Source organism: Amycolatopsis minnesotensis (genome assembly GCF_039529815.1).
GTDB lineage: Bacteria > Actinomycetota > Actinomycetes > Mycobacteriales > Pseudonocardiaceae > Amycolatopsis > Amycolatopsis minnesotensis.
This window is the reverse complement of record NZ_BAAANN010000016.1, coordinates 139400-164168: the sequence shown is the minus strand read 5'-3', so window position 1 is coordinate 164168 and position 24769 is coordinate 139400. Positions and strand designations below refer to the sequence as shown.

At 70.9% G+C, this 24769-nt stretch carries 21 protein-coding genes; 8 read left to right on the top strand and 13 right to left on the bottom strand.

Annotated elements, in window-relative coordinates:
- Position 1: 1 nt before the first annotated feature.
- The 4 genes from ABD256_RS21405 to ABD256_RS21390 all read right to left on the bottom strand — a co-directional run bounded on the left by ABD256_RS21405 (position 2) and on the right by ABD256_RS21390 (position 5248).
- A complete protein-coding gene (locus tag ABD256_RS21405; RefSeq protein ID WP_344421454.1) occupies positions 2 to 616 on the bottom strand; it encodes a GTP-binding protein in 615 nt (204 codons plus the stop codon).
- Positions 597 to 1298: a DUF742 domain-containing protein gene (locus ABD256_RS21400; RefSeq protein WP_344421451.1), complete on the bottom strand. Its 702-nt coding sequence runs from the start codon at positions 1296 to 1298 to the stop codon at positions 597 to 599. Before ABD256_RS21400 ends, ABD256_RS21405 begins: the two co-directional genes overlap by 20 nt.
- A 117-nt stretch (positions 1299 to 1415) precedes the next feature.
- On the bottom strand, positions 1416 to 1868 hold the full coding sequence (locus tag ABD256_RS21395) for a roadblock/LC7 domain-containing protein (RefSeq protein ID WP_344421448.1): 453 nt from the start codon (positions 1866 to 1868) through the stop codon (positions 1416 to 1418).
- Complete coding sequence (locus ABD256_RS21390; RefSeq protein WP_344421445.1) at positions 1865 to 5248, bottom strand: sensor histidine kinase; 3384 nt, start codon at positions 5246 to 5248, stop codon at positions 1865 to 1867. Before ABD256_RS21390 ends, ABD256_RS21395 begins: the two co-directional genes overlap by 4 nt.
- Before the next feature lie 1136 nt (positions 5249 to 6384).
- Between ABD256_RS21390 and ABD256_RS21385 the strand changes: the two genes are divergently transcribed.
- From ABD256_RS21385 to ABD256_RS21365, 5 genes are read left to right on the top strand one after another with little or no spacing between them, the layout of a single operon-like run.
- Positions 6385 to 6840 (top strand): DUF485 domain-containing protein, encoded by a 456-nt coding sequence (locus ABD256_RS21385; RefSeq protein ID WP_344421442.1) that lies wholly within the window; start codon positions 6385 to 6387, stop codon positions 6838 to 6840.
- Positions 6837 to 8423 (top strand): solute symporter family protein, encoded by a 1587-nt coding sequence (locus ABD256_RS21380; RefSeq protein WP_344421439.1) that lies wholly within the window; start codon positions 6837 to 6839, stop codon positions 8421 to 8423. The genes ABD256_RS21385 and ABD256_RS21380 overlap by 4 nt, the downstream gene beginning before the upstream one ends.
- A gap of 13 nt (positions 8424 to 8436) precedes the next feature.
- Positions 8437 to 9588 (top strand): type III PLP-dependent enzyme, encoded by a 1152-nt coding sequence (locus tag ABD256_RS21375; RefSeq protein WP_344421435.1) that lies wholly within the window; start codon positions 8437 to 8439, stop codon positions 9586 to 9588.
- A complete protein-coding gene (gene speD / locus ABD256_RS21370) occupies positions 9578 to 9958 on the top strand; it encodes an adenosylmethionine decarboxylase (protein ID WP_344421433.1) in 381 nt (126 codons plus the stop codon). The genes ABD256_RS21375 and speD overlap by 11 nt, the downstream gene beginning before the upstream one ends.
- On the top strand, positions 9958 to 10809 hold the full coding sequence (locus ABD256_RS21365; RefSeq protein WP_344421430.1) for a spermidine synthase: 852 nt from the start codon (positions 9958 to 9960) through the stop codon (positions 10807 to 10809). The genes speD and ABD256_RS21365 overlap by 1 nt, the downstream gene beginning before the upstream one ends.
- On the opposite strand, the gene ABD256_RS21360 is transcribed toward ABD256_RS21365, so the two are convergent.
- Positions 10795 to 11364 (bottom strand): TetR/AcrR family transcriptional regulator, encoded by a 570-nt coding sequence (locus ABD256_RS21360; RefSeq protein ID WP_344421427.1) that lies wholly within the window; start codon positions 11362 to 11364, stop codon positions 10795 to 10797. The genes ABD256_RS21365 and ABD256_RS21360 overlap by 15 nt on opposite strands.
- Positions 11365 to 11485: 121 nt before the next feature.
- On the opposite strand from ABD256_RS21360, the gene ABD256_RS21355 reads away from it, so the two are divergent.
- Positions 11486 to 12949 carry an MFS transporter gene (locus ABD256_RS21355; RefSeq protein ID WP_344421424.1) on the top strand — a complete coding sequence of 488 codons (1464 nt, stop codon included), beginning with the start codon at positions 11486 to 11488 and terminating at the stop codon, positions 12947 to 12949.
- Here the strand turns inward: ABD256_RS21355 and ABD256_RS21350 are convergent.
- From ABD256_RS21350 to ABD256_RS21320, 7 genes are all read right to left on the bottom strand, one after another.
- Positions 12915 to 13259 (bottom strand): DUF3817 domain-containing protein, encoded by a 345-nt coding sequence (locus ABD256_RS21350; protein WP_344421421.1) that lies wholly within the window; start codon positions 13257 to 13259, stop codon positions 12915 to 12917. The genes ABD256_RS21355 and ABD256_RS21350 overlap by 35 nt on opposite strands.
- Before the next feature lie 35 nt (positions 13260 to 13294).
- The gene (locus tag ABD256_RS21345) at positions 13295 to 13708 is read right to left on the bottom strand and encodes a hypothetical protein (RefSeq protein WP_344421418.1); all 414 of its coding nucleotides are present in this window, start codon (positions 13706 to 13708) and stop codon (positions 13295 to 13297) included.
- Positions 13709 to 14334: 626 nt separating this feature from the next.
- Complete coding sequence (locus ABD256_RS21340) at positions 14335 to 15231, bottom strand: lytic transglycosylase domain-containing protein (RefSeq protein ID WP_425546484.1); 897 nt, start codon at positions 15229 to 15231, stop codon at positions 14335 to 14337.
- Positions 15232 to 15389: 158 nt separating this feature from the next.
- The gene (locus ABD256_RS21335; protein ID WP_344421415.1) at positions 15390 to 15872 is read right to left on the bottom strand and encodes a helix-turn-helix transcriptional regulator; all 483 of its coding nucleotides are present in this window, start codon (positions 15870 to 15872) and stop codon (positions 15390 to 15392) included.
- Positions 15873 to 16183: 311 nt separating this feature from the next.
- The gene (locus ABD256_RS21330) at positions 16184 to 16351 is read right to left on the bottom strand and encodes a hypothetical protein (protein ID WP_344421413.1); all 168 of its coding nucleotides are present in this window, start codon (positions 16349 to 16351) and stop codon (positions 16184 to 16186) included.
- Between the two features lie 242 nt (positions 16352 to 16593).
- Positions 16594 to 17736, bottom strand: a complete 1143-nt coding sequence (locus ABD256_RS21325; protein WP_344421410.1) for a CaiB/BaiF CoA transferase family protein — start codon at positions 17734 to 17736, stop codon at positions 16594 to 16596.
- A 45-nt stretch (positions 17737 to 17781) separates the two neighbouring features.
- Entirely contained in the window at positions 17782 to 18933 is a 1152-nt protein-coding gene (locus ABD256_RS21320) for an acyl-CoA dehydrogenase family protein (RefSeq protein ID WP_344421407.1), read from the bottom strand.
- A gap of 112 nt (positions 18934 to 19045) precedes the next feature.
- On the opposite strand from ABD256_RS21320, the gene ABD256_RS21315 reads away from it, so the two are divergent.
- Together ABD256_RS21315 and ABD256_RS21310 are read left to right on the top strand one after the other, a co-directional pair.
- Positions 19046 to 19654 carry a TetR/AcrR family transcriptional regulator gene (locus ABD256_RS21315; protein WP_344421404.1) on the top strand — a complete coding sequence of 203 codons (609 nt, stop codon included), beginning with the start codon at positions 19046 to 19048 and terminating at the stop codon, positions 19652 to 19654.
- Positions 19655 to 19928: 274 nt separating this feature from the next.
- Positions 19929 to 21542, top strand: a complete 1614-nt coding sequence (locus tag ABD256_RS21310; protein ID WP_344421401.1) for a succinic semialdehyde dehydrogenase — start codon at positions 19929 to 19931, stop codon at positions 21540 to 21542.
- A 136-nt stretch (positions 21543 to 21678) separates the two neighbouring features.
- On the opposite strand, the gene ABD256_RS21305 is transcribed toward ABD256_RS21310, so the two are convergent.
- The gene (locus ABD256_RS21305; RefSeq protein ID WP_344421398.1) at positions 21679 to 24717 is read right to left on the bottom strand and encodes a helix-turn-helix transcriptional regulator; all 3039 of its coding nucleotides are present in this window, start codon (positions 24715 to 24717) and stop codon (positions 21679 to 21681) included.
- Between the last annotated feature and the right edge of the window lie 52 nt (positions 24718 to 24769).

Sequence of the window (24769 nt, the reverse complement as noted above, 5' to 3'; positions counted from 1 at the left end):
CTCAGGTGGCCGCGTTCGCCGCCCGCACCGCGATCCACTGGCGCATCGCGTACTCGACGAGCGTGATCAGCGTCTGCTTCGTCGACTCGCGGTCGCGCGCGTCGCAGCGCACGATCGGGATGCTCGGGTCGATCGACAGCGCCTCTCGAACGTCGTCGACGGCGTGGTGCACCACGCCGTCGAACGTGTTCACGCCGACGATGTAGGGCAGTCCCCTGTCCTCGAAGAAGTCGACCGGCGCGAACGAGTCCGCGAGCCTGCGGGTGTCGGCGAGGACGACCGCGCCGATCGCACCGCGGACGAGGTCGTCCCACATGAACCAGAACCGCTGCTGCCCCGGCGTGCCGAACAGGTACAGGATGAGGTCGGAGTCGAGCGACACCCTGCCGAAGTCCATGGCCACCGTGGTGGTCGTCTTGTTCGGCGTCGAGTCGAGGTTGTCGATGCCCCGGCTGGCGTCGGTCATCATCGCCTCGGTGGTCAGCGGCACGATCTCCGACACCGATCCGACGAAGGTCGTCTTACCGGCGCCGAAGCCGCCGGCCACCACGATCTTGGCCGAGGTCATGGTCGACGGTGCGGATGACCGCGGTGACTTAAAGCCGACGGAGTCCACTCAAAACCCTTTCCATCAACATCAGATGCGCCTCGGCACCGTCATCACCGGATATCGTCCTGTGCACGGTGACCAGTCCCGCGTCGGCCGCGTCGCTGATGAGCACTCTTGCGACACCGAGCGGGACACGCAGCGCCGAAACGATCTCGGCCACCGACCTCGGCGTCCGGCATTCTTCCAGAATCGAGCGGTGCTCGACCTGCTCGGGCGTCTCCACGGCGTTCTGGCCGTTCAGACGGTCCTTGGCGGAGATCAGCGTCTCCAGTTCGAGCGCGTAGTTCGACTTCGTCCTGCCGCCGGTCAGCGCGTACGGGCGGACGACGGCGGTCTCCTCGGCGGGGCTCACCGGGTCGGGCTCGGGATAGCGCGGCCGGATGACCGACGGTGCCGCGCCGGGCTCGAACAGCGCAGCCGCGGGCGACGGGGCCTCGGCGACGGGTGCGGGTGGCGGGGTCATCGGCTCACCCCGGTCGTCTGGTGTCTCCGGCGGTGGAGCGGGTACGGGCTCGGCATGGGTGTCCTTGTCCTTCTTGCGCTTGCGTCGGCTACGACCTGAATCCAGGGTGAAACCGTTGAGGACGTCGGCGAACGTACCGTCGTCGGAGTCCTCGCGGGGCCGCTCGCCTTGCTGCGAGTGGCGCGCGCCCGGCTCCTCACCGAAGAACCCGGATCCCGTGCTCATCAGAGCAGAGTCCTATCCGGGACGCGTGATCGCAACCGCTGCACCGAAACGGCGGCGGCACGGCAGCGGTCCACTCGGGGTTCAGGCCGGCGGGTGATCAGGAGCATCGGTTCGTCGTCATCCCACCGGTTCACCGATGAGGGAGCCCGCCGATCCCTGCAGCTGCGCGCGCAGCTCGGGGGTGAGGATCTGGCCGACCCGGTCCACCAGCATCGTCATCTCGTAGGCGACCTGGCCGATGTCGCAGTTCGGCGCGGCGAGCACGGCGAGGCACGACCCGTCGCTGATCGACATCAGGACCATGATGCCGAGCTCCATCTCGACCACGGTCTCGCTGACCGCGCCCGCTTCGAAGCACCGCGCCGCGCCCTGGGTGAGCGACACCAGGCCGGAGGCGACCGCGGCGAGCTGGTCGGCGCGGTCGAGCGGGAGGCGGTTCGATGCGGTCAGCAACAGGCCGTCCGCCGACACGACCACCGCGTGGGCCACCCCCGGCACCCGCTCCGCGAAGTCGTTGACCAGCCAGCCGAACTGGTTCTGTTGAGGCTGCGGCGAATCCGGCGAGGTCATTCACCCTCCCTTTTCTCTTGGTTGCCATCGGTCGGTCGGGCTGCTTGGTGCCGTCCTCGGCGGATCCCCTGCTGAAAGCTGCTCAACCGGCCGCGAACATCATGGGCGTCGCGCTCCGGCCGCGGGCTCGCGGGCTGTGCCGACGGTGGTGCGCTGCCGGGCATCAGCTGCTCGCCCCGCCGCCGCCGCGGGAGCCCCGCGGGCGTCAGCGAGCCGGAAACGGTCTGCGAAACCGCCTGGACGGTACGCCAGCTCTCGTCGCTCTCGAACGACCAGGCCGCGGTCACCTCCGCGGGCTCTTCCTTCCGCTCCGGCGCGGCGGGCGCCGGTGGTGCGGTCGCAGGCGGTGTGACCTGCGTCGCGGGCGGCTCGGGCGCGGCGGGCGGTTCCGGCGCCGCGAGAGGCTTGCGGGACGGCAGCGGGCCCGGCGATTCGACCGGCACCGTCGGCGCCGGGGACACCGGGGACGCCGGGGACACCGTCACCTCCGGGGTGTCCCGCGCGTCCTGCTTGGCCTGCCTGCCGCGGTTGACGCCCTGCTGGAAGCTGCTCAGCCTGCCGCGGACGTTCGCGGGGTCGCGCACCGGCAGATCCGACGAGGGCGCCGGGGTTTCCGCCTGCTTCTCGGGGACGCCACCGGGGAGCAGTTGCTCGCCGCGGCGGCGCTGGGGCAGCCCGGCGCTGGTGAAGCTGGTCGGCTCGGTGCGGGAGACCGCCTCGACCGTGCGCCGGTTGGCGTCGGCGACGAAGTCCCACCCGGTCTGCCCGCCCGCGACCGGCTCGGCCGCCGCCGGAGGAGCCTGGTCACCGGCTTCGCCCTCGACCGGCTCCGCGCTGCGGAACCACGCGGAGAGCATCTCGTCGAAGATCGGCGTCGTCTCCGGGCGCGCTGGCGGCGGCGGCGCGGCGGCGGCGCGCTGGTCGCGCTCGCTCGTCGCGGCGTTCCACCAGTCGGTGAGCGCGGTGCCGTTGGGCTCGAACAGTTCCTTGCCGCGCGGCAAGGCGGCGTCGGCCTCGGCCGCGGAGAGCGGGGCCTGCTTCTCCGGTGCCTTCGGCTCCGGCGCGGGCTCCGGCGCCGGCTCGTCCCTCGGGATCGGGCTGAACAGCGCCGTGCCCGAGATCTCGACATCGGAGGGCGGCCGCTGGGAAAGCCCGGCGAGCCCGTTCGCGACCCTGATCTCCGGCGGGCCCGTCGGCTCGATCGGCCGGTGTTCGAGCGGTGTGCCCTGCGACGGCGGCGGCACTCCCGGCGTGCCGTTGACCGACCTGCTGGCCCCGTTGACCGGACGCTGCCGCCGGGGCAGCGTGCCCGGCGCGGCTTGCGGGGCCTCGGTGGCCGTGCCCTGCGACGGCACGGGTCCCTTCGGGGAGGCCGGAGCGTCGACGACGAGGTCGGCAGGCACCGTGACGGTGGCCCTGACCCCGGCGATGTCCTTGCCGCCGTGCAGGGTGACGCCGATGTGGTGCCTGCTGGCCAGCCTGCCGACCACGAACAGGCCCATCCGGCGCGAGGTGGCGAGATCCACGGAGGCGGCTTCGGTGAGCCGGTTGTTCGCCTCCGCGACCTCGGCCTCGTTCATGCCGATGCCCTTGTCGAGGATGTCGATGGACAGCGCGCCGTTGTCGGTGAAGCGGCTGGCCACGGTGACCTGCGTGCCGGGCGCGGAGAACGCGGTCGCGTTGTCCAGCAGCTCGGCGATCAGGCGCATCAGGTCGCTGGCGGCGTAGCCGACGACCCTTGCCTGCGGCGGCGGCTGCACGACCACCCGCTGGTACTGCTCGATCTCCGAAACCGCGGCGCGCAGCACGTCGGTGGTCGTCACCGGCTGGCCGGAGCGGCGGCCGGGCTCGGCGCCGGAGAGCACCATCAGGTTCTCGTTGTTGCGGCGCATCCGGGTGGCGAGGTGGTCGAGCTGGAACAGCGTGGCGAGCTGGTCCGCGTCCTCCTCGTCGCGTTCGAGCCGCTCGATCATCTGCAGCTGCCGCTGCACGAGGCTCTGGCTGCGCCGGGACAGGTTGACGAACACGCTGCCGTAGCCGGTGCGCATCGCGGCCTGCTCGACGGCGAGCCGCAGCGCCTGGGTGTGCACGGCGTCGAACGCGCGCGCCACCTCGCCGATCTCGTCGTTGGAGTCGACCGGCACCGGCTGCACGTTCGTGCTCTGCGCGCGGCCTTCCTGGATGTTCCGCACCGCCGCGGGGAGCTGGCGGTCGGCGACGTCGAGCGCGCCCGCCCGCAGCGTCCGCAGCGAGCGCAGCAGCTGGCGGTTGATCAGGAACACCACGGCCGCGGTGAGCACCAGCGCGGCGAACAGCAGCACCGCGAGCAGGCCCGCGCCGCTGCTGGCGTCCTCGACCAGCGCCGACGAACTCGCCGTGAGCTGGTCGCCGAGCTGCTTGCTGACCTCGGTCATGCGGCCGGCGACCACGTTCGAGACCTCGGTCCACTGCTGCGGGGAGATGCTGCGCAGCGCCGAGGAGATGTCGTCGGGGTCGACGCCGCCGCCCGCCCGCTCCCCGAGCACCGTCTTGACGAGCTGGTCCCTGGTGACGTAGGTCGGGCCGACGACGGTGCCGTCGTAGAGCTGGCGCTGCCGCTGGTCGGCCGCGGCGCGGAAGTCGGCGAGCCGGTCGGTCAGCCGCACGTCGGCGGTGCGGACCTGGTTGACCTCGTTCGGGGTGAGGCTGCCCCGGGTGATCCCGAACCCGATCAGGGCCTGGGTCTGGGACACCTCCTCCTTGGCCACCTCGATGTCGTGCAGCGCGCTCGGCGTGCCGCCGATGGCGTCGTCGCTGATGCCGGCGACGAGTGCGGTGTCGACCTTCAGCAGCGCGGAGACGATGTCCGAGTACCCCGTGACGGCCTGCACCGGGTCGAGCTCGCCCGCGGCGATCTGCTCGCGGAACCGGGCGACCCTGCCGAGCTGGTCGGTCGCCTCCCTGCCGGGACCGGCGACGCTGCCGTCCTGCTCGACCGCGCGGCCGATCGCGGGTGCCAGCGGCGCGGTCGCGGCGTCGACGGAGCGGCGCGCGGCGTCGAGCGCGGCCGACCCGCCGGAGGTGCCCTGGGTCAGCAGTTCGACGGTGAGCGTGCGCTCGTGCTGGATCGCGTCGGTGAGCGTGCGCAGGCTGCTCCCGAGCGCGACGAACCGGTCGATGCGCTGGTAGCTGTCGGACCGGCCGACCTGGTTCGCGATGGTGGTGATGCCCAGCGCCAGCGCGATCAGGATCGGCACCAGCGTGACCGCGGCCAGCTTGACCGGGATGCTCCAGTCACGCCACTGCGCGATCGCGCGCCACCTCGATCGGCGCGGCGGCTCGGCCCCGCTACGGCCGAGCAACTGTCCGACCGGCACCTGGCCTTCTCCTGCAACGGTCACGAAAGTGACTCCCTGTCCGGCGTCTTCGGCCCGAAAACACGAGCAACGACTGAAACGGCCGAGTGGTCACGGGGCGCGTCACCGCCCCGTGGGCGGGCTCTGACGGCGGGGGCGCTCTCGATGGTCGCTTCCCGTGCCGCGACTCGCCTCGCTCGCATCCAGCTCCTCGTCCTCGGTCCGGCTGTGCCTGTACTACGGCCCTCTGGTGCGGCGCCCGCCGTCGCCCGTCCCGCCGTCGCGCCCGCTGTCCGGCGGGGGCGGCCGGGGCGTCCGACGGCTGGCCCGTACGTTCTGCCCTGCCACGCCGGTGCCGCCGAGCCCGGCCGCAGTGCAGTGCATGTTGCACATCGCATCATGCTTCGTGCGGCTGACCTGGCCGACTATCGACACTTCGGAGATCGCTGACTCCGGCGTGGCGGAAGAATCCTACCTCAAACGGCGCTGCGGCAATTCCGTCGAACGGACCGCCGATGACCAGCGGAAATACACTTTCCGGTGACACTGATCCGGTTTTGCGGGCAGCGCGCCGTGAGCAGGTCCGTTTTGCGTGACCATACGATCAGATTATTCCGGGGACGGGGTCACCCGTATGGCGGATCCTACGGCCTTCACCCACGGTCAGAAGCTACTGCCCGTGCTGTAACCGGCCGACTACAGCGTCAAGATTTCCCCGATGTTGTGGCGTTTCGCTACCGACGGGCAGAAGCCGTGAGGTTGTGCCCGGAACCGGCCCTCGGCCAGCGGATTCTCCCGGTCGTGACCGCCGGACGAGTTGATCACGCGGTCGCCGGACACCCGGGCGCGGGTCCACCTGCCATCGAGGTCACCCTCCGTCACTCGCGGCCGGAGACGGTCAACCCGAACTTCCACCGTGTGCCGCATTCCAGCCCGTGGGATTAACCGACCGTCACAGAACTGCTCACTATTGTGGGGCGGGCGCTCCGAAAAGAGCAATGAAGGTCATTCCCGTTCCGGATCTTCGGTCCGGCGAAACCGCACCGCCGGTTTTCCGGACCGAAATCCGCGTAGTTACGATGTGCGCCTTCCGAGTCCGCTTACGGCCACACCCCGGACCTTGAACCCCACGGCCGCCCCATCCCGGCCACTTGCGGACCGACGCTTGCCGGAGGCATGACATGCACAGTGACTTGCACCACGACTTGCACCACGTCACGCACTCACCCGCGACCGGGAACGCCACCGAGGAGACCGGCCAGATGCCGGTGCTCTTCGGCGGCGACACCCGGACCGAAACCGCCGACAGCGCCACCGAGCACCGGCCGCAGGGCCCCGACTTCGAGCGCATCCAGAGCAGCGGTGAATTCGTCGCGCTGCGCTCGCGCCTGCGCCGATTCGTCTTCCCGATGAGCCTGCTGTTCTTCGCCTGGTACCTCGCCTACGTCCTGCTGGCGGCCTACGCGCACGACTTCATGAGCACCAAGCTCGTCGGCCACGTGAACGTGGCGATGGTGTTCGGGATCCTGCAGTTCGCCAGCACCATCGCGATCACCGTCGCCTACGTCCGGTTCGCCAACCACCGGATCGACCCGCAGGTCGAGGACATCCGCGTCCGGGCGGGGGTGACGGAATGACGCTCGCCGCCTCGACCAGTTCGAGCAACCCCGTCCTGAACACCGCGGTGTTCGCCGTCTTCGTGGCGATCACGCTGTACGTCGTCTACCGCGCGAGCAGCCGCAACCAGAGCCGCGCGGACTACTACGCGGCGGGCAGTTCGTTCACCGGCAGGCAGAACGGCATCGCGCTGTCCGGCGACTTCCTCTCCGCGGCCTCGTTCCTCGGCATCGCGGGCGCCATCGCGATCCACGGGTACGACGGCTTCCTGTACTCGATCGGCTTCCTGGTCGCCTGGCTGGTCGACCTGCTGCTGATCGCCGAACTGCTGCGCAACACGGGCCGCTTCACGATGGGCGACGTGCTGAGCTTCCGGATGAAGCAGCGCCCCGTCCGCGCCGCGGCCGCGACCTCGACGCTGATCATCTCGTTCTTCTACATGCTCGCCCAGATGGCGGGCGCCGGCGGGCTCATCGCGTTGCTGCTGAACATCCACGGCGGCTTCGGCCAGGCGCTGGTGATCGGCGTGGTCGGCCTGATCATGGTGCTGTACGTGCTGGTCGGCGGGATGAAGGGCACCACGTGGGTGCAGATCATCAAGGCCACCATCCTGATCCTGTGCGCGGTGCTGATGACCGTGTTCCTGTTCGGCAAGTTCGGCTTCAGCTTCTCGAACCTGCTCTCCTCGGCCGCGGCGAAGAGCCCGATGGGCGACAAGCTGCTGGAGCCGGGCGGCCAGTACGGCAGCTCGGGCACCACGAAGCTGGACTTCGTCTCGCTCGCGGTGGCCCTCATCCTCGGCGCCGCCGCGCTGCCGCACGTGCTGATGCGGTTCTACACGGTGCCGAACTCGAAGGAAGCCCGCCGCTCGGTGGTGTGGGCGACCTCGTGCATGTTCGTCTTCTACCTGTGCACGCTGGTGATCGGCTTCGGCGCGGCCGCGCTGGTCGGCGCGGACGAGATCAAGGGCGCGCCGGGCGGGGAGAACTCCGCGGCGCCGCTGCTCGCGCTGCACATCGGCGGCACCGTGCTGCTCGGGATCGTCTCCGCGGTGGCCTTCGCCACCATCCTCGCCGTGGTCGCCGGGCTGACGATCACCGCGTCCGCGTCGTTCGCGCACGACGTCTACGCGAACATCTTCAAGCGAGGCAAGGCCGAACCCGCCGACGAGGTGCGGGTCGCGCGCCTGACCGCGGTGGTGGTCGGTGCGATGGCCATCGTCGGCGGCATCCTCGCGAACGGCCAGAACATCGCGTTCCTGGTCGCGCTCGCGTTCGCCGTCGCCGCCTCGGCGAACCTGTCGACGCTGCTGTTCTCGTTGTTCTGGAAGCGGTTCACCACCACGGGCACGCTGTGGGGCATCTACGGCGGCCTGATCGCCTGCCTGGTGCTGGTGTTCTTCTCGCCAGTCGTCTCCGGTTCGCCGGATTCGATCATCAAGGGCGTCGACTTCCACTGGTTCCCGCTGAAGAACCCCGGGCTGGTGTCCATCCCGTTCTCGTTCCTGTGCGGGTTCCTCGGCACCGTGTTCGGCAGGGAGAAGGCCGACCCGCGCAAGCACGCCGAGATGGAGGTCCGGTCGCTGACCGGGATCGGTTCCTGATACTGCTGGTGGAGTGACCGCACTCGCCCGCATCCGCCGGTTCCTCGCCGAGCACGCGCCGCCGACGCCGTGCCTGGTGCTCGATCTCGACGCCGTCGCCGACCGCGCCGGGGAGCTCACCCGCGAGTTCCCCGGCGCCCGGCTGTGCTACGCGGTCAAAGCGAACCCCGAACCGGCGGTGGTGGCCCGTCTGGTCGCGGCAGGGCTGAGCTTCGACGTCGCGAGCACCGGCGAGATCGACCTGTGCCGCTCGCTGGGCGCACACGGCCTCTCCTACGGCAACACGATCAAGAAGCCCGCCGACATCGCGTACGCGTTCGGGCTCGGGGTGCGCGAGTTCGTCACCGACACCGAAGGCGACCTGCGCGCGATCGCGGAGCACGCGCCGGGCTCGGCGGTGACCGTCCGGCTGCTGGTCGACGGCCCCGCGTCGGCGACCCCGTTCGGCCGCAAGTTCGGCTGCTCCCCCGAACTCGCCGCCGGGTTGCTGGTCCTCGCCGCCGAACTGGGCCTCGATCCCGCCGGGGTGAGCTTCCACCCCGGCTCCCAGCAGCTCGACCCCGGCGCGTGGGAGCCCGGAATCGCCGCGGCGGCCAAGGTGTTCGCCGCAGCCGGCGCACGCGGGGTGCGCGCGAGGCGGCTCAACCTCGGCGGTGGCATGGCCGTCGGCTACCGCGGGACCGCGCCGTCGATCGGCGCCTACGCCACCGCGATCCGCGGCGCGCTGGCGAGCCACTTCCCCGGCGGCACCCCGGAGCTGGTGCTGGAACCGGGGCGGGTGCTGGTGGCCGAGGCGGGGTTGATCCGCACGGAGGTCGCCGGAGTGCGCGACGACGAGAAGCGCTGGGTGTTCCTCGACATCGGGCGCTACAACGGACTCGCCGAAACCGAGAACGAAGCGATCGCGTACCGCGTCGAGCCGGTCACCACGCGAGACGGCGCGCACACCGGCGTGATCCTCGCCGGGCCGACGTGCGATGGTGACGACGTGCTCTACCTGCGGACGCCCTACTCACTGCCTGCCTCGGTGCGGGCGGGCGACCTGCTCGACATCCTCGACGCGGGCGCCTACACGGCCAGTTACTCGTCGGTGTCGTTCAACGGCATCCCGCCGCTGCGGACCTACTGCCTCGACGGCGGGACCGAGGGCACCGATGACCGGTGAGGCCCGCACCGTCGGCGCCTTCACCGGCCGTCACGTGCTCGCCGAACTGACCGGCGCCGACCCGGCACTGCTCGACGATTCCCTCGCACTGCGCGAAGCGATGTCGGCCGCGCTTTCGGCCGCGGGCGCGACGGTGTGCGAGGTGATCTCGCACCGGTTCGAACCGCAGGGCCTGACCGTGCTGGCGATGCTGGCCGAATCCCACGCCTCCATCCACACCTACCCCGAGCTCGGCGCCGCCTTCGTCGACGTGTTCACCTGCGGCGAGCGGGCCGATCCGGAGCGCGCGGTCGAACTGCTCGCGAAGGCGGTCGGCGCGGCGTCCGTTCGATCGTCCACAGTGCACCGCGGAAACGGGAGGGACTCTTGATGCGCACCATCAGCGAACCGGTCGGGGCGGGGCTCACCAGGACCTGGGAGATCGGCGAAGTCCTGCTGGAGACGAAGACCGAGTACCAGGACCTGCTGATCGCCCGCACCGCGCAGGGCATTTCCCTGTTCTGCGACGGCGAGCGCCAGAGCACCGAGGCCAGCCAGCTCGTCTACCACGAAGCGCTGATGGTGCCGCCGCTGCTGCTCGCCGAGCAGGTGCGGCGGGTGCTGATCATCGGGTCCAGCGAAGGCGTCGCGAGCCAGCTCGCCATCGCGATGGGCGCCGACGAGGTGGACCACGTGGACATCGACCGCGAGGCGGTCGCCGCGTGTGCGGAACACCTTCCTTACGGCTATACACCGCAAGAACTTCGCGCGGCCGAAGTCGCGGAGAGCGGGGTGCGGGTCCACTACCTCGACGGCTGGCAGTGGGTCGCGGACGCCGCGGCGCGGGAGCGGTCCTACGACGTGGTGGTGGTCGACCTCCCCGACGAGAACGACGATCCCGCCGCGCAGCACAACCGGCTCTACGGCTCGGACTTCCTCGCGGCGTGCACCCGCCTGCTCAGTCCCGGCGGCGTGGTGAGCGTGCAGGCGGGCTGCCCGACCCTGTGGCGCAACGAAACACTGGCCGCCGCGTGGAAACGGTTCACCAGCGCGTTTCCGGCCGTGGTCTACTACGGCTCCGACGAGCACGAGTGGGCGTTCCTCAGTGCCCGCGCGGACACTGTGGACAGTCCACTGGAGACCATGCTCGCCCGGCTCGCCGACGCGCCGGTCCAGCCGTCCACAATAGACGCGGACGCGCTGCGCGGCGCGACGGTGCCGCCGCGGTCACTCCGGGCGTAGTCCCGCGAGCACCACCTTGAACATGCACGCGCCGTCACCCTCTGACGCGTTCACGGCGGCGACGCCGATGCCGTGCCCGAGCCGCAGCAGCGCGGAACCGGTGAGGTCCTCGCGCACCACGCCCGCCTTCTGCGCGTTGGTCACCACCAGCGTGGCCGCCTCGGTGATGCTGGTCCGGCACCAGGCGAAGGTTTCCGAACCCCGGTCCATCGCGGCCTTCAACGTCTGCGCGAGCCCGTTCTTGTACACCACGAACCGGACCTGCTCTCGCAGCCACGCTTCGAGCGCCTCCTTCGGCGGCAGCTCGTCGACCAGGCGGTAGGCGGAGTCGACGAGCGCGACGATGTCCGCACGGTAGACCGCCTCGATCAGCGCGTCCCTCGTCGGGAAGTGCCGGTAGAGCGTGCCCGCGCCGACACCGGCCCGCTTCGCGACGTCGTCGAGCGCCGCTTCGGCCCCCTGCTCGCCGAACGCTTCCCGGGCAGCGCAGATGATGCGCTCGTAGTTGCGCCGGGCATCGGCGCGCATCGCCCGCGGTACACCGACAGCCTCCATCGGCGGCCTCCTTCACACCTCACCGAGAATCCACTTGCAGAAACGGAGAGTCTCTCCATATCATCACACACGTCTCGAAGCGGAGACCTTCTCCGATTATCTGCTCTCACTGGAGTATCCCTTGACGCGTTCCACCCTGCCCGCACCACCCGGCACGCGCGCCGCGCCACGGCCGGGGCTCGCGCTGGCGGTGCTGCTCACCTGCCAGCTCATGTTCATCCTCGACGCCACGGTGATGAACGTGGCGCTGCCGAGGATCCGCACCGATCTCGGGTTCTCGCAGCCGGGCCTGTCCTGGGTGATGAGCTCCTACACCCTGGTCTTCGGCGGGCTGCTCCTGCTCGGCGGCCGCGCGGGCGACCTGCTCGGCAGGCGCCGCATGTTCGTCATCGGCGTCACCGTGTTCACCGCAGCTTCCTTCGCCGGTGGCTTCGCGAACTCGGCCGAGTTCCTCATCATCGCCCGCGTGGCACAGGGCGCCGGCGCCGCCATGGCGGGCCCGAGCACGCTCGCGCTGGTCACCACCACGGTCAGCGAACCGAGCGCGCGAATCCGCGCGCTCGCGCTGTTCTCCGCGATGTCCAGCGGCGGGTTCGCGATCGGGCTCATCCTCGGCGGTCTGCTCACCGAGTGGTTCTCCTGGCGCGCGGTGCTGTTCATCAACGTGCCGTTCGGCGTCGTCATCGCGCTGCTCGCGCCCCGGTTCGTCCGCGAGCCCGCACGCGTGTCGGCCAGGCTCGACCTGCCCGGCGCGGTCACCGCGACGTTCGGCGTGGCGGCACTGGTCTACGGGTTCATCAGGGCCGGCGACGCGGGCTGGGGCGACACGCTGGTGAGCCTCTCGCTCGGAGCGGGCGTCGTGCTGATCGCCGCGTTCCTGCTCATCGAGCGCCGGACCGCGCAACCGCTGATGCCGCTGCACCTGTTCACCGACCGCGACCGGATCGCCGCCTACGCCAACTTCTTCCTCGGGCCGATGGCGATGATGTCGATGTTCTTCTACCTGACGCAGTTCCTGCAGCTGGTGCTGAAGCTCGCGCCGCTGACCACCGGTTTCGCGTTCCTCCCGATGGCGGCGGGCATCTTCGGGATGAGCCGGACGGTGCCGAGGCTGCTCCCCCGCTTCGGGCCGAAACCCCTGGCCATCACGGGCAGCGCGCTGATGGTCACCGGCCTCGTGCTGCTGACCCAGGTCGACACGTCGAGCAGTTACTTCGGCTCGTTGTTCGCGCCGCTGCTGCTGATGGGGTTCGGCGGCGGCATGGCGTTCTCACCGCTCAACGTCGTGATCATGTCGACCGTGCCGTCCGGCGAGGCCGGTGCCGCGGGCGGGGCGCTGCAGACCATGCAGCAGGCCGGGTCCGCGCTGGGGCTGGCCGTGCTCGCCACCGTGTTCGGTTCGGCGACCCGCGATCCCGCGCCGGGTGCCGCGCCGAACGACGTGTTCGTCACCGGGATGACGCACGCCTACGTCGTTTCGGCCATCGTCGCCACCGGCACCCTGCTCGTCGCGCTGACATTCCGGGCGAGGCGGCGAGAAGCCGCGGCGGTTACAGCTTCTGCCCCGCCTGTACTCGTCGAGTGACCCGGCGCTCCACCAGGAACGACACGAACGGCACGCACCCCGCGATCAGGACCAGCACGGTGTTCTTGATCGCCCAGCGCGCCTTGATCGCCAGGTCGATGGTGACCACCAGGTAGATCATGTACAGCACGCCGTGGATCGGCGAGTAGATCGCGGACGGCTTGGGGATGTCGTAGCCGTACCGCAGGACCATCACGAAGCAGAGCCCGAGCAGGCCGACACCGGTCACGTACGCGGCGATCCGGAACCGCAGCAACGGGCCGCTGAGCGCGGGCGCCGCGGAGGTCGGCTCGTCAGTTCGGGTGGTCATGGACGGGGCCTTTCTGGCTGGGTCACCTGGTTTGGTCACCTGGCTTGGTCACGGGCGTTCAGCTCGGCCAGGTAGCGGTTGTACGCGGCGAGTTCGTCGTCCGGTTCGCCGTCCCGCGCGGGGGCGGGTCCGGGGGTGGCGGTGGGGGTGCTCACCGCCGCTTCCGGCCGGGCTTCCGGCCGTGGCGCGGGCACGTCGGCGTGGTCTTCGCCACTTCCGGCCTCCTGCTCGGCGGCCTGGCGCCGCAGCTTCCGGATGCGCCAGAACATGAACGCGGGGAACAGGCCGAACAGCGGCCACTGCAGCACGTAGCCGAGGTTCTGGAAGGTGCCGCTCGCCGAGGAGAACCGTTCCCACTGCCACCAGGCGAGCCCGCAGCACAGGGCGAGGCTCGCCAGCGACACGACCACGATCGTGAAGCGGCGTGCTAGGACCGAGCTTGCTGGCACATTCCGACGCTAGCACCCGCCGCGATCGCCCCCTCTCCGAGGCGGTTCCCCCTCCACGGCGATGCCCCGAAGGGGCCCTTGGGGGAACCTGATGTCGCGAAGGCGTCCTTCAGGGACTTCAACGCCGCGAATGCGCCCCTCACGAACCTTCTCCGCTCCCGCGCACCCGCATCCACTCCCACGCCCATGCCCCGAAGGACCCCTTGAGGGAACCTGATGTCGCGAAGGCGTCCTTCAGGGACTTCAACGCCGCGAATGCGCCCCTCACGAACCTTCTCCGCTCCCGCGCACCCGCATCCACTCCCACGCCCATGCCCCGAAGGACCCCTTGAGGGAACCTGATGCCCCGAAGGCGTCCTTCAGGGACTTCAACCTCGGCGGACTCCCCGCCGCGAAGGGCGAGTTAGCGGCGTCAGATTCCCCGAAGGCGTCCTTCAGGGAATTGCCATGGCCCGCACCGAGTAGCCGCCGGAAGCCGCGAGCCGCGAGCACCGCAAAGGAGATGCTCCCCAGGAGATCGAGCGATCCCCGCCCACGGTGTCCCGAAGGCCACCTCCGCGGAATCAACCCCGGGTCTATCGGAACATCCTTCGGGGAATCGCGGCCATACCGGGAACACCCCGGGGTCAGTCCTGCACCTTGACGGTTTGCGCGGCTTTCGCGTAGCCGTCGGCGAGGCCGAACACCTTCTGCGCGTACTCGACGGAGTTGTTGTACGACATGATCCCGGCCCACCAGCCGGTCGCGCCCGCCATGTCCCTGCCGCCCGTGCACAGGTAACGGGCCGCGCCGAGCGCCGCGTCGTCGATCTGCTGCGGGTCGCCGACGCCGTCGCCGTTGCCGTCCGAGTTCCACTTCGCCCAGGTGCCGGGGATGAACTGCATCGGCCCGACCGCGCGGTCCTGCGTCTGGTCGCCGTCGTAGCGGCCGCCGTCGGTGTCCGCGATCGCGCGCACCCCTGGCGACCCGTCGAGCGGCACCCCGATGATCGGCTTGCTCGGCCTGCCGTCGGCGCCGAGCGTCGCGCCGCCGTACTGGCCGTGGTTGGACTCGATGCGCCCGATCCCCGCGAGCGTCGCCCACGAGAGACGGCACTTCGGCTGCATGGACCGCATCGCCAGCTCCGCGTTCCCGTACGCGACCAGCGCCCGTGCCGGGATGCCGACGGGACCGGACGCGCGCTCGGCCCAGCCCGCGAGGGTGTTCTTCCCCTGCTTGCCCTTCGGCTGCGGCTGGGGGACCTGCGGCTGCTGCCGCGCCGGATCGCCGGCGAGCGTCGCGTTGATCGGCGCGGCCGATCCCGGCTGCACCGCTGCGGCCTTGACCTCGAGCGCGGGGATCTCGGTGGTGGTGGGACTCACGTCCGGGGTGGTCGCGGCCGTCACCAGCCAGATACCGCCCCCGGCGAGTGCGAGCACCACGACGACGATGGCGAGCCTGCCGAGCACGGCGACCCCGTGCGAACGCGGACGCGGCACCGGGGACGCCACCTCGGCGTCCGCGCCGTCCGCTGTGTCGTCCACGTCACCACGCGTGGTACCGGGAGTACCCGGGGAACCCGACGAGACCAAGGAAACACTGCCTCCAGCCCAGCGCACGGTCGCGCCACCAAGATAACGACGCCGCGCACGTTAGCGTTATGGGTGGAGGCCGTCCATTCGGCCCGCCATGCGAACCCGGATCAGCTCGCGCGCTGCTGCCTGGCCAGCCGCGCGACGCACCACGCGGGCGCGCTGCCGCGGCGGAGGTGCTGCAACACGGTCATCGGGCCGAGCCGCCTGCTCAGGTCGGACGGGCTCAGCCCGGCCGCGCGGTAGTCGAGCGCGCGCTGGTCGAGCGGGCTGAGGCCGGCGTCCCACCAGCGCTCCGCCTCGGCGACGTCGCCGATCATCTGCCACCAGCCGGCGGCGGCGACGAGCAGCTCGTCGGGGACCTCCGGCAGCCGCTGACGCATGGCGTCGAGGTAACCGGGATCCGCGCTTTCCACCGGCGCCCACGAAGAGGCGCCGCCGCGGGCGCGCTGCCCGGGAATGCCCGGCGCCTGGCGGGGCGCTTCCGCGAGCCATGCGGAGGCGATGCGGTCGGCTTCCTTCTCCTCCGCGGTCTGCTCACGCTCGGCCGCCCACTGGCGGATCAACGCGTCCACTCCAGGATCTCCGGTCATCCCTGCCTCCTCGTACCCCGACAACGAAGTTCTGACTGACGAGCGGTGATCGTGCGGCGGACCAGACGGCCCGGCACTACCAGCACGAGCTGGTCACGCAATGTGAGCACCGTAGGGCCGGATCCCCGGCCTACGCCAGACTTTCGATGGGACCAATTCGGCGACCAGCGGGTTAATCGCGGCAATCCACCCGGATGGTGTATCGCGACTGTCCAAATTCGATAAAACTCACCCTGAGTGACCGGAAAAGATCTCACGCAGCGAAATGGCCGACGCCGCCAAGAGGCGGTGCCGGCCCGGCTGTGCCCAGGTCAGGAGAACAGGCTCTTGAAGAAGGTGACGATGGCCTCGGCGCCGTCCTTGAGCCAGCCGAGGGCGTGGTGCACCGCGTCGGCCGACTGCGTTGGCTTACTGATGAGGAAGAAGAGGACGAGCGCGATCACGCCGACGATCAGGATCTTCTTGACGTTCGACGACATGGCTCCATCCGATCGGTTAGCCCGGCAGCGCAGGGGGTGTCCCTGGTGCCCGTGTGTGTCGGCCCGTTGACCGAGGGTCTACGGCCATCCTGCCTTGCCCGGCCGCAATCCGACAGAGCCTCACACGGACAGGCGGCACCTGTCACGTTGAGTGCGCGCCAGTCCGCTCGATTCTAGGAGAAACAGGGGTATCCGTCAGCGATGAACACGCCATGGGACACCCCCGGTGCCGGCTACGGGCGTCAGGTGATGGCCCCCGCCGCGCGCAACGCCTCGACCTCGTCGCCGGACAGGCCGAGTTCGCTGAGCACCTCGATGGTGTCCCCGCCCTTCGGCCGCGGCGCGTCGGGCACCGCGGGCGGCGTCCGGTCGAACTTCGGCGCCGGGGCGGGCTGCACGATCCCGCCGATGTCGGCGAAGGTCCGCCTCGCCTGGTTGTGCGGGTGCTCCGCGGCCTCCCACGGCGACAGCACCGGGGTGAGGCAGGCGTCGGTTCCCTCGGCCATCGCGGTCAGCTCGTCGCGGGTGTGCTTCCCGATCGCCGCGGCGAGGATCTCGCGCAGGCGCGGCCACTGGGTCTTGTCGATGTGCAGCGGCAGCTCTTCCGCGTCGAGACCGAGCACCTTCACCAGGGCCTGCCAGAACCGCATCTCGATGGCGCCCACCGCGACGTACTTGCCGTCGGCGGTCTCGTAGGTGTCGTAGAACGGCGCGCCGCCGTCGAGCATGTTGTCCCCGCGCTCGCCCTGCCACAGCCCCGCCGCGCGCATGCCGTGCAGCTGGCTGGTCAGCAGCGCGGCACCGTCCACCATCGACGCGTCCACGACCTGCCCCTTGCCGGAGGAGGTCCGCTCGTACAGCGCGGCGAGCACGCCCATGGCCAGCAGCAGCCCGCCGCCGCCGAAATCGCCGACGAGGTTCACCGGCGGCACCGGCCGCTCCCCCGCCCTGCCGACCAGGTCGAGCGCGCCCGCGATGCCGATGTAGTTGATGTCGTGGCCTGCCGCCGGCGCCAGCGGCCCGTCCTGGCCCCAGCCGGTCATCCGCCCGTACACCAGCCGGGGGTTGCGCGCGTGCACGGCTTCGGGGCCGATGCCGATCCGCTCGGCCACCCCCGGCCGGAACCCCTCGATCAGCACGTCGGCGCGTTCGGCGAGCTTCAGCACGAGTTCGACCCCCTCCGGGGTCTTCGTGTTGATCCCGACCGTGCGCCGCCCCCTCGCCAGCGGGTCCGCCGGGATGCCGAGCACGTCCTCGCCCGGCGTCGCCCGGTCCACCCTGATCACGTCGGCGCCGAGGTCGGCGAGCACGGTGGCCGCGAACGGCCCCGGTGCGAGGCCTGCCAGTTCGACGACCGTCAGCCCGGCCAGTGGCCCTGCCTTCATGTGTGCGTTCTCCTTGTTCGTGGGCTTCGGCGCGTGCGGCCGGGCTCAGAGCGTGCGCGAGATGATTTCCTTCATGATTTCGCTGGTACCGCCGAAGATCCGCGAGATCCGGATGTCGGCCCACGCCCGTGCGATCGGGTACTCGGTCATGTAGCCGTACCCGCCGAAGAGCTGCAGGCAGTCGTCGACGACCCGGTTGACCCGCTCGGTGGTCCACAACTTGACCATGGCCGCACCCTGGATGTCGAGCTCGCCACGCAGGTGCCGCTCGACGCACTGGTCGAGGAAGGCCCGCGCGACCGCGGCCTCGGTCGCGGCCTCGGCGAGCTTGAACTTGGTGTTCTGGAAGGAGAAGACCGGGCGGCCGAAGGCCTGGCGGTCCTTTGTGTACTCGATGGTCTGGTTGATCGCGGCCTCCATCCCGGCGACCGCGGTGATCGCGATCAGCAGCCGCTCCTGCGGGAGTTGCTGCATCATCTGGACGAAGCCCTGCCCCTCGGCGTCGCCGAGCAGGTTCCCCACCGGCACGCGGACGTCGTCGAAGAACAGCTCGGCGGTGTCCTGTCCCTTGAGGCCGAGCTTGTCGAGGACGCGGCCGCGCCGGAACCCCGGCGTGTCCGCCTCGACGGCGATCAGCGAAACGCCCTGCGCGCCCGCGTCGGGATCGGTCTTCACCGCGAGCACGATCACGTCGGCGAGCCCGCCGTTGGTGATGAACGTCTTCGCGCCGTTGATGACGTAGTGGTCGCCGTCGCGGACCGCGCGCGTCTTGATGCCCTGCAGGTCCGATCCCGTGCCGGGCTCGGTCATGCCGATCGCGCCGACGAACTCGCCCGTGGCGAACTTCGGCAGCATGCGCTGCTTCAGCTCCTCAGAGCCGTAGGCGAGCAGGTAGTGCGCGACGATTCCACTGTGGACGGTGACGCCCCACGCGCTGTCACCGCAGCGCGCCTGCTCCTCGTACAGCACGGTTTCGTGGGCGAACGTGCCGCCGCCACCGCCGTACTCCTCGGGGATGGACAGCGCGAGCAGGCCGACCTCGCCCGCCTTCGTCCACAGCCCGCGGTCGACCTGCTTGGCCGCGGCCCACCGCTCCTGGTTCGGCACGAGCTCCTTCTGGCAGAAGGTCCTCGCGAGGTCCCGGAAGTCCTCCAGGTCGTCGTTGCTCCACGAACTGCGCTGGATCTGCAGTGGCACGGCGGGTCCTCCCTGATCACCCTGGAAAACATTCCGGATAGGATGTAAGTTCTAGCCGAAATGTACATCCGTTCCGGATTGCACGTAAAGACCGCCGGGCGAAGGAGTCGATGTGACCGGGACTACACGAGGCCACCGGACGCAGGCGGAGCGGCGCGAGCACACCCGGACCGCGCTGCTCGACGCGACCATCGACTGCCTCGTCGAACTCGGCTACGCCAAGACCTCCGTCCAGGAGATCTGCGCACGCGCCGGTGTCTCCAAAGGCGCGGTGCAGCACCACTTCTCCGCCAAGGCCGAACTGATGGCCGCCGCCGTGGAACACCTCACCACCAGGCTCCGGCACCAGCTCACCGCTTCGCTCGGCGATCTTCCCGGCGGCGCGGACGGGGTCAGCGCGGCGATCGACCTGCTGTGGGAGGGCTACTCGGGCACGCTGTCCACCGCGGTGACCGAGCTGTGGGTCGCGGCAAGGACCGATCCGGAACTACGCGCGGCGATCCGCCCGGTGGACAGGGCACTGGGCCGCGCCACGCTCGAGCACATCCGCACGGTCGCCGGCGACCTCCCGCGCGAGCGCGCCGAAACCCTGTTCTGGCTCACCGTCAACCTGACCAGGGGGCTCGCATTGGACGCCGAACTCGGCGGCGACCCCACCCGGCGCAAGCAGCTGCTCGAAGAGTGGAAGCGCATCGCCACCGCGTTGTACGCGGAATCCTGAAAGCCGCGCCGCCCTCAAGGCGGGCGGGGCCCGGCTCGGCCCTCACGCGAGCCGGGGCACCCCCATACCCGAGAAGAGGGAATGGAAGGGCAGCCATGACGCGCGAACGGGAAATCCGCGCGTCCGGTGACGGAGCGCACTGAGCTGACATGAGTACTATTCATGTTCGTTTGGCCTTGCGCCGTACCGCCGGTATGCTTCTACTCGTCAGTAACACGGCTGACCCGCCCACAGCGCCCGCACCTCGACGCCGAGCGAAAGGGACCCCGGACCCATGACGAGCACGACGCCAGCGGACACCGGCCAGGCCACCGGCAAACCCACGACCGTCGGCGGGGTGGTCGGCGCCCCGTCCGCGGCCCGCGCCACCCAGCTGGCCCGCCGCACGGTCGGGGGCGGTGACTCGGCGCCGGTGGAGATCAGGTCCCCGTTCACCGGGCTCGCCACCGTCACCCTGTCCCAGGCCACCGACGCGGACACCCGCGCGATCTTCAGCACCGCGCGCGCCGCGCAGAAGGCGTGGGCCGCGACGCCGGTCGCCGAGCGCCAGCGGGTGCTGGTGCGGCTGCACGATCTGGTGCTCGACCGCCAGGCGGAGGCGCTCGACTTCGTCCAGCTCGAAGCGGGCAAGGCACGACTGGACGCGTTCGACGAGGTGAGCGCGACCGCGCTGGTCGCCGCCTACTACGGCAAGCACAGCGCGAAGATCCTGCGTCCCCGCCGCTCGGCAGGGGCCGTCCCGGTGATGACGAGTGCGGGCGAACTGCACCACCCCAAGGGCGTCATCGGGATCATCTCGCCGTGGAACTACCCGCTCGCGCTCACCGCGATGGACGTGCTCCCCGCGCTCATGGCGGGCAACACCGTGGTGCAGAAGCCGGACAACCAGACCGCGCTTTCCGCGCTGTGGCTGCACGAGCTGGCCGAGGAGGCGGGCCTGCCCGCCGGGGTGTGGCAGATCGTGTTCGGCAGGGGCTCGGTGATCGGCGACGCGCTGGCCGAGGAATCGGACTACCTGTGCTTCACCGGCTCGACGCCGACCGGGAAGCAGCTCGCCACCAAGATCGCCGGGCGGCTCACCGGGTATTCGCTCGAACTCGGCGGGAAGAACCCGATGATCGTGCTGCCGGACGCGAACGTCGCCAAAGCCGCCACCGGCGCGGTCGCCGCCTGCTTCTCCTCGGCCGGCCAGCTGTGCGTGTCGGTGGAGCGGATCTACGTGCACGAGTCGATCCGGGAGGAGTTCACCCGCGCGTTCGTCGCCAAGACCGAAGCGCTTCGCTTGGGCGGGCGGCTCGACTACGGCGCGGACATGGGCTCGCTGACCTCGCGGAGCCAGCTCGACGGCGTTTCGTCCCATGTGGACGATGCGCGCGCGGCGGGCGCGACCGTGCTCACCGGTGGCCGCCCCCGTCCCGATCTCGGGCCGCTGTTCTACGAGCCGACGGTGCTCACCGATGTCACCCCCTCGGCGAAGCTGTTCACCGACGAGACCTTCGGCCCCGTCGTGTCGATCTACGGCTTCACCGACCTCGACGACGCGATCGAACGCGCCAACGACACCGAATACGGCCTCAACGCGAGCGTCTGGACCCGTGACGTGGCCGCGGGCAGGGCGGTCGCCGCGCGGATCAAGGCGGGCACGGTCAACGTCAACGAGGGCTACGCGGCCACCTTCGGCAGCGTCGGCGTGCCGATGGGCGGGATGAAGTCCTCCGGCGTCGGCCGCCGCAACGGCGCCGAGGGCCTGCTCAAGTACACCGAAGCACAGGCCGTCGCGGTGCAGCGCGGGCTCAAGCTGCGGCCACCGCGCGGCGTACCCGGCAAGGTCTGGGCCACCGCCATGACCGCGAGCATCAAGGCCCTGCGCCGCCTCCCCGGCCGCTGAACACAGGACGAACGGCCGCCACCACTCCCCGAACAGGAGCCGTGGCGGTCGTTTTTCCTTTCCCCGGTGCGAACCCCCGCGAGAGCCAATGGCCAAGCGGCCACCGGCACGAACAGGAGACAGCCAAGGTCGAGCGTCACACCGAGGCGGGCTTGGTGAGCAGGCCGCGTTCGTAGGCGACCGCGACGGCTTCCGCGCGGTTCGACACCTTCAGCTTCGACAGCACCCGCGACACGTGCACGCTGACCGTCTTCTCGCTGATGTACAGCTCCTCGCCGACCTGGCGGTTGGTGCGGCCGAGCGCGACCTGTTCGAGCACGGCGCGCTCGCGGCCGGTCAACGGGTCGAGCACGTCGCGCGGGGTCAGCACGGACGCGTCGACGCCCGGCAGCGAAAGCCGGGCGCGGCGAGCCACCTCGCGCACCGCGTCCCGCAGCGACGCCGCGCCGATCCGGTCCGCCACTTCATGTGCGGCAACGAGTTCCCGCTCGGCGAGCGCGGTGTTCTCCGCTCCCCCGGCGGCCAGGAGCACCTTCGCCCGGCGCCAGCGCACGATGGCCTGCTCGTAGATCGCGCCGTAGCCGAAGGCTTCCACGACTCCGGCCCAGTACGCCGGATCACCGGTGCCGCCGAGCGAGCGCGCCTCGGCCTCGGCGCGCGACATCCACGCCTTCCCTTCCGGCCCGAGCGTGCCCGTCCGCGGCCTGCCGTGCTCCGCGCACGCCCGCGCGTGGGCGAGGAACGCCTCGCCCGCGGCGACCGCGGTGGCGACGGTCGTGCCGTCACCGCGCAGCCTGGCCGCCGCGGCCTGCTCGACGGCGGCGGCGAGCCCGAGCGCGGCGATCCTGATCCCGCCGAGCAGTGAGCTCCCGAGTTGCTCGAGCCAGCCAATGGCTTCCTTGGCGTAGGCGACCGCGGCCGCGTGGTCGCCGTGCCAGAACGCCAGTTCGGTGGCCGCGGCACCGGCGGCGAGCGCGATCAGGGTGTCGTTGCGCCACTGCGCGCGCAGGTTCGAGATGAGCCGCTCCGCCGTCTCGACCTGTCCCCTGCCGACCACGATCTGCACCCAGGACGCGGCCATCCTCGCCGCGACCGCCCCGGACACCCCGCGGCCCGGCTGCCCCGCACCGGCCTTGGTCGGCCAGTCACCGCTGATGTAGCGCAGCGCGAGATGCCGCGCGCGCACTTCGAGGCCGAACTCGCTCCAGTTCAGGCTCGCCTCTTCGGCCCGCCGGACCCCGGCCTGGTAGCCCTCGATGGCCTGGGGGATCTCGCCGTGGTCGTCGTAGCTCAGCGCGAGGTAGTACAGCGCCTTCAGCTCGACCGACAGGGACCCCGCCGCGCGGGCCTTCCGCTCCGCCTCGCGCAGCTTGTCCCGCGCTTCTTCGACATTGCCCGAGTTCTCCGCGAGGAGGCCCAGCATGATCAGCGCCAGCGCCTCCCCGCCACGCGCGCCGGTGGCCCGCGCGTCCTCGACCGCGGTCCGCGCGCTCCACAGCGCCTCGTCCCGCCGCCGGGTGATCCGCAGAATGTTCGCCCTGGTGGCGAGCACCCACGCGCGCGCGGGACTCGGCCCGGCGTGCTCGACGAGCTCCCACGCCTTGCCGATCGCCTCGACCGACTCGTCGAGCCCGGTCTCCAGCGCGAGCAGCGCCTCGGCCAGCCTGCGCCAGACCTTCGCCGCGCGCTCGGGCTCGATCTCGGGCGTCAGCGCCTGCGTCGCGGAGCGGGCGTAGGCCACCGCGCGCTCCGGCTCGCCGGAGGTGCCCGCGAAATGGGAGGCCTCGCCGAGCAGCTTCAGCTCGTCGGCCTCCGCGGGCCTGGTCTCGGCGGGGACCGCCTGCCAGATCTCCAGCGCCTGCTCCAGGTGCCGCAGGGCGGTGCCCGGCGCGCCCAGCTTCTCGGCCTCGTCGGCGGCCGCGAGCAGTGCGGGCAGCGCCGCGGTGAAGTCCTTGCTCTCCAAGCTGTGGTAGGCGAACTTGGCCGCATGGCCGCGCCCCGGCGGCATGGCCTGGAACCGCGCGGCGTACGCGGCGTGCATCCGGATCCGCTCGCCCGGCAGCAGATCGCCGTACACCGCCTCCTGCAGCAGCGCGTGCCGGAAGAGGTAGCAGCCCTTCTCCACCACGACGACGTGGTGCTGCACGGCTTCGCGCAGCGCTTCGTCCAGCTCGAACTCGCCGAGCCCGGAGACGTCGGCCAGCGCGGTGTGCGACACCGGTTCGCTGGCCACCGAGATGGCGCGCAGCACCCGCCGCGTCTCGACCGGCAGCCGTTCGAGCCGGGACAGCAGCAGCTCGGCCAGCCCGGCCGGGATGTCCTCGCAGGTGACGCAGCTGGCGATGAGCTCCTCGGCGAAGAACGGGTTCCCCTCGGACCGCTCGACCACGCGCGCGAGCACGTCCGCGTCGAGCGGGCCGTCGACCAGCGCCTCGATGAACGCCTTCGCGTCGGCGGACTGGAAGGGCCGCAGGTCCACCGTGGTGACGGTGGGCAGCCGCACCAGCTCGCCGAGCAGGGCGCGCAGCGGGTGCCTGCGGTGCACGTCCTCCTCGCGGTAGCTCCCGACGACCAGCAGGCGCTGCGCGCGCAGCCGCGAGACCAGGAACGAAAGCAGGTTGCGGGTGGCGCCGTCGGCCCAGTGCAGGTCCTCCACCACGAGCACGACCGGGCGGCGCTCGCCGACCTCGGCGAGCACGCCGAGCACCGCGTCGAACAGCTGGAGCTGGCCGAGGTCCTGCTCGGTGCGACGGCGGCGCGAGGGATCCTGCTCGGTCGCGGTGGTGACCGCCATGTGCTCGGGCAGGCCGCCGCCGGGCATCGGCTCGCCCTGCGGCAGGAGCCTGCCGAGCGCGGGACGAGCGCGCACCGCCTCGGCCACCACCGGGTCCTCCGAGGTGGCCAGCGGCGCGAGCGCTTCGGCGAAGGGCAGGTAGGGCAGGCCGCCCTCGCGAACGTCGAGCGAGCGGCCGGTGAGCACGAGCGCGCCCGCCGCGCCCGCGCGGATGCCGAGTTCGGTCAGCAGCCGCGTCTTCCCGACCCCGGCGTCACCGGAGAGCAGGACGGCGTTGGCTTCACCGAGTTCGGCGCCCTCGAAGGCGGCCGAGAGCCTGCGCATCTCTTCGGCACGCGCGACGAGGGGTATTCCGGATCCAAGACGGGGCACGGGGTCCATTCTGGCCTACTGCACCGACAGTTCCGGCATGGTTATCCGCCCGGACGGGGGC